Origin of the sequence: Mucilaginibacter sp., from assembly GCF_036383575.1 — a bacterium.
GTDB lineage: Bacteria > Bacteroidota > Bacteroidia > Sphingobacteriales > Sphingobacteriaceae > Mucilaginibacter.
The window spans coordinates 1-8787 of sequence record NZ_DASVOB010000635.1; the positions used below are offsets into that span (position 1 = coordinate 1).

Annotated in this window: 8 protein-coding genes and 1 pseudogene; all 9 read left to right on the forward strand. The window is 45.2% G+C overall.

Translation table 11 applies throughout. The annotated features are described in order from the left end of the window. A pseudogene (locus tag VF500_RS22420) lies at positions 1-337 on the forward strand (acyl-CoA dehydrogenase); the annotation flags it as partial. Positions 338-548: 211 nt separating this feature from the next. Next, positions 549-1292 carry an electron transfer flavoprotein subunit beta/FixA family protein gene (locus tag VF500_RS22425; protein WP_330861813.1) on the forward strand — a complete coding sequence of 248 codons (744 nt, stop codon included), beginning with the start codon at positions 549-551 and terminating at the stop codon, positions 1290-1292. Positions 1293-1544: 252 nt separating this feature from the next. After that, the gene (locus VF500_RS22430) at positions 1545-2522 is read left to right on the forward strand and encodes an electron transfer flavoprotein subunit alpha/FixB family protein (protein WP_330861814.1); all 978 of its coding nucleotides are present in this window, start codon (positions 1545-1547) and stop codon (positions 2520-2522) included. 13 nt (positions 2523-2535) lie between these two features. After that, complete coding sequence (locus tag VF500_RS22435; protein WP_199719356.1) at positions 2536-2979, forward strand: acyl-CoA thioesterase; 444 nt, start codon at positions 2536-2538, stop codon at positions 2977-2979. Between the two features lie 79 nt (positions 2980-3058). Then, positions 3059-3328: an acyl-CoA-binding protein gene (locus VF500_RS22440; RefSeq protein WP_330861815.1), complete on the forward strand. Its 270-nt coding sequence runs from the start codon at positions 3059-3061 to the stop codon at positions 3326-3328. A gap of 251 nt (positions 3329-3579) precedes the next feature. Then, positions 3580-4032, forward strand: a complete 453-nt coding sequence (locus VF500_RS22445; RefSeq protein WP_330861816.1) for a DUF2147 domain-containing protein — start codon at positions 3580-3582, stop codon at positions 4030-4032. Between the two features lie 31 nt (positions 4033-4063). Next, positions 4064-6445 (forward strand): 3-hydroxyacyl-CoA dehydrogenase/enoyl-CoA hydratase family protein, encoded by a 2382-nt coding sequence (locus tag VF500_RS22450; protein WP_330861817.1) that lies wholly within the window; start codon positions 4064-4066, stop codon positions 6443-6445. 26 nt (positions 6446-6471) lie between these two features. Continuing rightward, the gene (locus tag VF500_RS22455) at positions 6472-7647 is read left to right on the forward strand and encodes an acetyl-CoA C-acyltransferase (protein ID WP_091214681.1); all 1176 of its coding nucleotides are present in this window, start codon (positions 6472-6474) and stop codon (positions 7645-7647) included. A gap of 33 nt (positions 7648-7680) precedes the next feature. Then, on the forward strand, positions 7681-8787 hold a 1107-nt coding region (locus VF500_RS22460; protein ID WP_330861818.1), incomplete at its 3' end, for an AMP-dependent synthetase/ligase.

The window sequence follows — 8787 nt, forward strand, 5'->3', positions numbered from 1 at the left end:
AGGTAAAGAGCAGGAAGTATTGATGAACCTGGCCGATATGCTGATTGAGCTTTATGTAAGCGAATCGCTGCAATTGAGGGTAGAGAAACTGGTCGGTTTAAGGGGCGAAGAAGCCTGCAAAGAGCAACTGGATATGATGCGGGTGTATATCAATGATGCTGCCGAACATATAGCAAAATCGGGTAAAGAAGCGCTGAACTCTTTCGCCGAAGGCGATGAAAGAAGGATGATGCTGATGGGCCTTAAGCGCTTCACCAAAACCGAAGATATTAATACCACCCAGGCCCGCAGAAATATTGCTGCAAAGCTCATCGCTGAAAATAAATATTGCTTTTAGTATCACATAACCTTTATAACGAAAGATTTAGAAGATGGCTCCCAACCTTAAGTAGTAGGACAGGTTGCACCAGAGGTGCAAAAGGTTTGTAGAAATAAAATAAATAATTTCTAAGTGTGCCAGAGGTACACAACTCCGCTGATCGGTACCTGCGCGACATGGAGCCTTCATTTCCCTAAATAACATCAACCTAAAAAACGAAAAACTGATAATGAGAATATTAGTGTGCATAAGCCAGGTGCCGGACACGAGCACCAAAATTGTATTGAAAAATAATAATACCTCGGTTAACAGTGATGGTGTTACCTGGGTGATCAACCCGTACGATGAATGGTACGGATTGATCAGGGCTATCGAATTAAAAGAAAGCGGCATCGCCGCCGATGTTCACCTTGTAACCGTGGGTAAAGCCGACGTTGAGCCCGTGATTAGAAAAGCATTGGCGTTGGGTGGCGATGAAGCCATCCGCATTGATGCCGATAGTAATGATCCTTATGAAACCGCCCATTATATAGCCGAATACGCCGCCGGGGTTGGCTATGACCTTATCTTATGCGGCAAAGAATCTATCGATTACAATAATGGTACTACAAGTGCCATGCTGGCCGAATTGCTGGGTATCGATTACATCGGCTTTGCAACCGGCATCCAGGTAGAGGTTGATACTGCCGTGGTAACGCGTGAAATTGAAGGCGGCGAAGAAACGGATATTTGTAGTTTACCGCTGGTTATTTCCTGTCAAAAAGGCGTTGCCGAAGCGCGGATACCCAATATGCGCGGCATAATGGCTGCCCGTACCCGTCCGTTAAAAGTTATCACGCCTTCAAAGATAACGGCAGTAACCGAAATAATCTCCTATGAACTACCGCCTGCTAAGGCTGGGATCAAACTGGTAAGCCCGGACAACCTTGACGAATTGGTGGAACTGTTGCATACGGAAGCTAAAGTTATTTAATAATCATATTTATTGCCTGGTGTGTGCACCATAGATGTCTGGAAGATGAAATTATCTCTAAAAAATATGTCATTGCGAGCGTAACGCGGCAATCTCGTAGCCAATGCATGTCCGATCTGTATAGCTACGAGATTGCTTCGTCGTTCCTCCTCGCAATGGCATAGCTTTTAAATCAACATTTACAACTGATCTACATCTTTCGAACATCTATGGTGCGCACACCGGAGCATCTCAACCTAAAAAAAATAAAAAATGTCTGTAATTGTATTGGTAGAACATACCGGGGGAATCATAAAAAAGCAAAGCTTTGAAGCAGTGCAATACGCCGCTCAAATCGCCGAAAAAATGGGTACTACAGCAACTGCCATCGCTTTAGGCAGTGTTGCCGCTGCCGAAATGGAAAATTTGGGTCAGTACGGTGCCCAAAAAGTGTTGCACGTTGCCGATAGCCGTTTGGATGAGCTGCATTCAAGGGCATATGCCGGTGCACTGATAGCGGCAGCACAAAAGGAGGATAGCAAAGTAATTATAACCCTTCATGATCTTAAGGGCAGGGCAGTCGCTCCGCGGGTGGCCGTAAAGTTGCAGGCAGGCCTTGTGGCCGGTGCACTCTCGTACCCCGATACGGAAAAAGGATTTGTGATTAAAAAAGCTGTGTTTTCGGGCAAAGCATTTGCGTATGTAAATATTTTAAGTGATGCAAAGGTAATTATGCTGATGCCTAATACCTTCCCGGTGAAAAAAATGGACGGTAAGGCCGTTATTGAGCAACTGGATGTGAGCTTTAGCGAAAAAGATTTCGGCGTAAAAGTTAAATCGGTAAACAAAGTAACTGGTGAAGTACCACTTGCTGATGCCGAACTGGTTGTTTCGGGCGGACGCGGTTTAAAGGGCCCCGAAAACTGGGGTATCCTGGAGGACCTGGCAAAAGAGCTGGGTGCCGCCACAGCATGTTCGCGCCCGGTGGCCGATTCGCACTGGAGGCCGCATCACGAGCATGTGGGCCAAACAGGGGGCACCGTTCGGCCTAATTTATACATAGCGGTAGGGATCTCAGGGGCAATACAGCATCTGGCAGGAGTGAACGGCTCAAAAACTATTGTGGTGATCAATAAAGACCCGGAGGCCCCATTTTTTAAAGCAGCGAATTATGGCGTAGTTGGTGATGCATTGGAGATTTTGCCCCGACTAACAGCAGCTGTTAAAAAGTTCAAAGAACATCATCAATAAAATAATCAGGACTATGGAGTTTTTTTATGAAGGACAGGTGCTGTGGTCGCAGATAGATTCGAACCAGCACATGAGGCATTCTGCTTATGCTGATTTTGCCGCACAGGCCCGCATAATTATGCTGGAAAGCCTGGGTTTAAAACTGCCAACACTTTATGAATACAAAATAGGGCCTGTATTATTCAGGGAAGAGCTGATCTATCTGCGCGAAATTGGGATCAACGAGCAGATCAGGGTAACCTGCGAGCTTATCAAATCGCGGCCTGATGGTTCCCGTTGGGCAATCAGGCATGAGTTATACCGGGGCGATGGTGTTAAAGCTGCTATCATAAATGCCGAAGGCTCATGGATAGATATGGAGAAGCGCAAGCTTGCCATATTACCTGCAGAGCTAAGCGAAATGTTTATGAAAGCACCCCGGAGCAGCGATTATGTGGAAGAGGCCAATCCAGCCTGAAATGATTTAATATAGCAATTAACCGAAACTAATAAATCAGCTTTAAGCTTTATGCTTTCAGCTTTTATATAATTTATCTATGACCGACCTGAATGATGCTTTTGAAAAAGCAGTTAAAGAGAGTAAAGAATTATCTTCAAAGCCTGATAATGAAACATTATTACGCCTGTACAGTTTATATAAACAGGCAACGGAAGGCGATATAAATACAGAAAACCCTCCGGGGATGTTTGATTTTGTGGCTAAAGCAAAGTATGACGCATGGTTAAAACAGAAAGGCATTGCTACCGATGATGCCATGCAGCAATATATCCGGCTTGTAGCGCAATTATCAAATAAAACCAGTTAGCTTTAATTCCGAAATATTGACAAATGTTTCCGTCGTTTAGACCTTTATAAAGCGCCGTAGAAATAGATATTTGTTATTATAAACCACCCGGTAATTATATCGGGATTAAATTATTTAACCATTTTATAATTCTACCTGTCTTTTTTTTAGAAGGCTTCTGATGCCGGATCTTACTATTTGGTGAAATCTGAAAAGCATGTGCCTGCTTTAAAAAAAGAGCTGATCTTATTTATAAAAATAAACCTCAGGCAATGTCAGTATCAAAGAAACATTTCGTCCGTTTTGCATTAATCCTGCTAACGGTTGTGGCAGTAAGCATCAACGCAAAAGCGCAAACCGATAAAATTGAAGGCTTATGGTACAATGATGTAAAGAGTGCCAAAATCCAGATCACTAAAGAAGGCAACGGCAAGTTTTACGGTAAGGTGGTATGGCTTAAAGAACCCCTAAAAAACGGGAAGCCTAAGGTTGACGAAATGAATAGCGATGAAAAACTGCGCTCAAGGCCGAGGTTAGGTTTACCTGTATTGGCCGATTTTGTAAAAGATGGCGATAATAAATATTCGGGCGGAACAATTTACGATCCTAATAACGGTAAAACGTATTCCTGCAAAATGACCTACAAGGGTGAAACCCTGGATATCCGCGGATACATCGGCATTTCACTTTTCGGGCGTACAACTACCTGGTCGCGGGCCGAATAAATTAAAGGATTAATAAAACACGCAGATACTAATGGATGCTAAACGAATTATAAAAAAGGTTGCAGTATTGGGGTCGGGAGTAATGGGCAGTCGTATAGCCTGCCATTTTGCAAATGTCGGCGTACAGGTACTGTTGCTTGATATTGTACCAAAGGATGCCCCACCGGCAGATAAGAAAGCGCGGAACAAAATTGTGAACGATGCGCTGGATTTTGCTTTAAAATCAAACCCTTCGCCCATCTACCTCAAATCATTCGCAAAACGTATTACAACCGGCAATTTTGAAGATGATATGCCAAAAATTGCTGATTGCGACTGGGTGATAGAAGTAGTGGTTGAACGGTTGGATATTAAACAGCAGGTATTTGAAACGGTAGAAAAGTACCGGAAACCCGGAACGCTGATCACCTCAAACACATCCGGCATTCCGATCCATTTAATGGCCGAAGGTAGGAGCGATGATTTTAAAAAGCATTTTTGTGGCAGCCATTTCTTTAACCCGCCGCGGTATTTAAAACTACTGGAGATCATCCCAACAAAAGATACGCTGGCAAGTGTTGTTGACTTTTTGATGGAGTATGGCGCAAAATACCTTGGGAAAACCACGGTATTGGCCAAAGATACCCCGGCATTTATCGGTAACCGCATCGGGGTTTTCAGCATCATGAGTGTGTTGCACTACGTGGAGCAAACCGGCATGACCGTTGAAGAGGTTGATAAATTGACCGGGCCGGTGATAGGTCACCCTAAATCGGCCACGTTCCGCACCAATGATGTGGTGGGTTTGGACACGATGGTGCACGTTGCCAATGGCCTTTACAAAAACGCGCCGGATGATGAGGCCAGGGAATTATTCAGGATCCCTGCATTTGTGGACGGAATGGTGAAAAATAACTGGCTGGGCAGTAAAACCGGACAGGGTTTTTACAAAAAAGAAAAAGGTGAAGGAGGAAACCAGTTTTACGCGCTTGACCTGAAAACGCTTGAGTACAAGCCTTCTCAAAAAGTAAAATTCGCCTCGCTCGAAACTACAAAAGCGGTTGATAACCTGAAAGAAAGGCTCAGGATCCTGGTTGCAGCAAAAGACAAAGCCGGCGATTTTTACCGCAGCACCTTTTACCAGTTATTTGCTTATGCCAGTAACCGGATTCCCGAAATAGCCGATGAGCTTTATAAAATAGATGCTGCTACCAATGCCGGTTTTGGCTGGGAATTGGGCCCTTTTGAAAAATGGGATGCGCTTGGCGTTGAGGATACGGTAAAAGCTATGGAAGCTGCGGGGAACAAACCGGCTCAATGGGTTTACGATATGCTTGAGGCGGGAGCAAAAACCTTCTATAAGGTAGAGGATGGCAAACGCCTGTACTATGATATCCCATCTAAAAGCTACAAGATAATTCCGGGTACGGAAGGGCTTATTTTGCTCAATAATATCCGCGAAACCAATACTGTTTGGAAAAACAGCGGTACTACCATTACCGACATTGGCGATGGCATCCTGAACCTTGAATTTCATACTAAAATGAATACGATAGGCGGCGAGGTACTAGAGGGCATAAATAAAGCCATCACCCTTGCCGAAGCAAGTTACAAAGGCCTGGTTATATCAAACGAAGGGGCCAATTTCAGTGCCGGGGCCAATGTGGGTATGATATTCATGATGGCCGTTGAGCAGGAGTTTGATGAGTTGAACATGGTAATAAAGGCTTTCCAGAATACTATGATGCGGATCCGCTATTCATCCATTCCGGTAGTAATAGCACCTCATCAAATGGCCTTGGGTGGCGGCTGCGAAATGTGCCTGCATGCCGATAAGGTGGTAGCTCATTCCGAACTATATATGGGTTTGGTTGAATTTGGTGTTGGTTTGATACCAGGTGGCGGGGGAACAAAGGAATTTGCCCTGCGCCTTTCAGACGAACTCCAGGATGGTGATGTTGAGCTGAATAATTTCCGGGATCGTTTTTTAACCATCGGTCAGGCCAAAGTATCCACTTCGGCTTACGAGGCATTTGAATTTGGCTACCTCAAAAAGGGCAGGGATGTAGTCGTGGTATCCCGCGACAGGCTGCTTGCTGAAGCTAAACAACAATGCCTGCAGATGGCAAATGAAGGGTATATACAGCCTATTCCGCGCGGTGATATCAGGGTGTTGGGCAAGCAGGCCCTGGGTTTGGGTTACGTAGGTGCCAACTCCATGTACAGCGGCAATTACATCAGCGAACATGATGTGAAGATTTCGCAGAAACTGGCTTATGTGCTTTCGGGCGGCGATCTGTCCCAGCCTTCAATGGTGGGCGAAGAATATTTGCTTGGATTGGAGCGTGAAGCTTTTGTTTCGCTTTGCACCGAAAAGAAAACGCTTGAGCGGATCCAGTCTATTTTAACCGGCGGAAAAGTGTTAAGGAACTAATTTTAATAAGTATAAATCTCAATAAAATGAACGCATATATAGTGGCAGCCAGCCGCAGCGCTGTTGGAAAAGCTACCCGGGGCGGGTTCAGGTTTACCCGTCCGGATACGCTTGCAGCGGATGTTATCAGGCATCTGCTGGCGTCAGTGCCCAACGTTGATAAAGAGCAGATAGACGATGTGATAGTAGGCAATGCTACGCCGGAAGCCGAACAGGGATTGAATGTAGCCAGGCTCATTTCGTTAATGGCGCTTGATACCGATAAGGTTCCCGGCATGACGGTAAACCGCTATTGTTCATCGGGTTTGGAAACAATCGCCATAGCGTCAGCAAAAATACACAGCGGCATTGCCGACTGCATCATCGCGGGTGGCGTGGAAAGCATGAGCCTGATCCCAATGGGGGGCTGGCGCATTGTTCCTAACGCCGATATTGCCCTTGCTCATCCCGATTATTACTGGGGAATGGGACTTACTGCGGAAGCTGTTGCCAGGGAATATCATATCAGCCGTGAAGAGCAGGACCAGTTTGCTTATAACTCGCATCAAAAAGCTATTAGCGCCATTAAGGAAGGGAAGTTTAAAGATGAGATAGCGCCGGTAAACATTGTGGAGACCTATGTAGATGAGAGCGGCAAAAAAAAGAAAAGGGAATTTAAGGTAGATACAGATGAAGGTCCGCGTAGCGATACATCAATTGACGCATTGGCTAAGCTTAAACCGGTGTTTGATGCAAAAGGCGTGGTTACTGCCGGCAACTCGTCACAAACCAGCGATGGAGCGGCTTTTGTGATGGTAGTTAGCGAGCGTTTTCTGAAAGAGAACAACCTTAAACCTATTGCCCGGCTGGTTAATTATGCCGTTGCAGGTGTGCCTCCCCGCATTATGGGGATTGGTCCGCTGGTAGCCATCCCCAAAGTGTTAAAAATGGCCGGGATGAAGCAGCAGGATATTGAGCTGATAGAGTTGAATGAAGCCTTTGCATCGCAATCATTGGCCATAATAAAGGGACTGGAGCTTAACCCCGACATTGTAAATGTAAATGGGGGAGCGATATCGCTTGGTCATCCGCTTGGCTGCACCGGGGCCAAACTTTCTGTTCAGCTTTTTAACGAATTGAAGCGGCGGGAAAAAAAGTATGGTATGGTTACCATGTGCGTGGGCACCGGGCAAGGTGCGGCGGGTGTATTTGAATTGTTATAGGAAATTACCATTATCTAAATAATTGCTGCAAACATGGAAAAAGCGACAAGATTGTTTGATTGCATGGTTACCCAGGCCAAAGCGCCCAGGGCAGACTTTTTGAATGCAAAGGAGAATGGTTCCTGGCGATCATACAGCACCGAAGAGGTGCACACGATGATCAACCAGCTATCTGCGGCCTTGTTGGACCTGGGAGTTTCGGGTGGTGATGGCACTACCGAAGGCCGCGATAAAATAGGGCTGATAAGTAACGGCCGGCCCGAATGGGTAATAACCGACCTGGCAGTGCAGCAAACGGGTGCTATACTGGTGCCGCTATATCCCAACACGGGGACTAAGGAAATTGAGCAAATACTAAATGAAGCCGAAGTTAAATACGTATTTGTAAGCACTAAGGACTTATGCGATAAGGTTAAAGAGGTACAGCTAAATATCCCCTCCTTAAAAGCCATTTTTACTTTTGATAGTATCGATGGATGTAATCATTGGGGAACTTTGTTCAAACCTTTAAAAGAGGGCTCTCTGCAAAAAATACAGCAAATAACCGGTCAGATCACCGAAGACGATGTGGCAACCATTATTTATACTTCGGGTACTACCGGCCGGCCTAAAGGGGTAATGCTTACGCATAAAAACATCATGACCAATGCAATGGCATCCGGCGATATCCTTAACCGGATCCCGCTGAAAGAGAAACGTGTTTTAAGCTTTTTGCCCATGAACCACATTTTTGAAAAGATGTGTACCTATGTTTATCTGTACTACGGTTTTTCTATTTATTACGCCGAAAGTATGGACACCATCGGCGCAAATATGAAAGAGGTAAAGCCTTCACTTTTTACCGCCGTGCCGCGCTTGCTCGAAAAAGTGTTTGAGAAAATTATGGTGCAGGGGCAAAAGCTAACCGGTGTAAAAAGGAAGATCTTTTTCTGGTCGGTAAAAGTGGCCGAAGCGTATGAAATTAATAATACCAGTTTGTGGTATAAGATCAAGCTGGCCATTGCCGATAAATTGGTTTACAGCAAATGGCGTGCTGCTATAGGCGGAAATATAAAAGCCATCGTAGTCGGCAGTTCGGCCTGCCCCATTAAGCTGGAAAGAATTTTTACCGCTGCCAATATTGTGATTATGGAAGGTTAT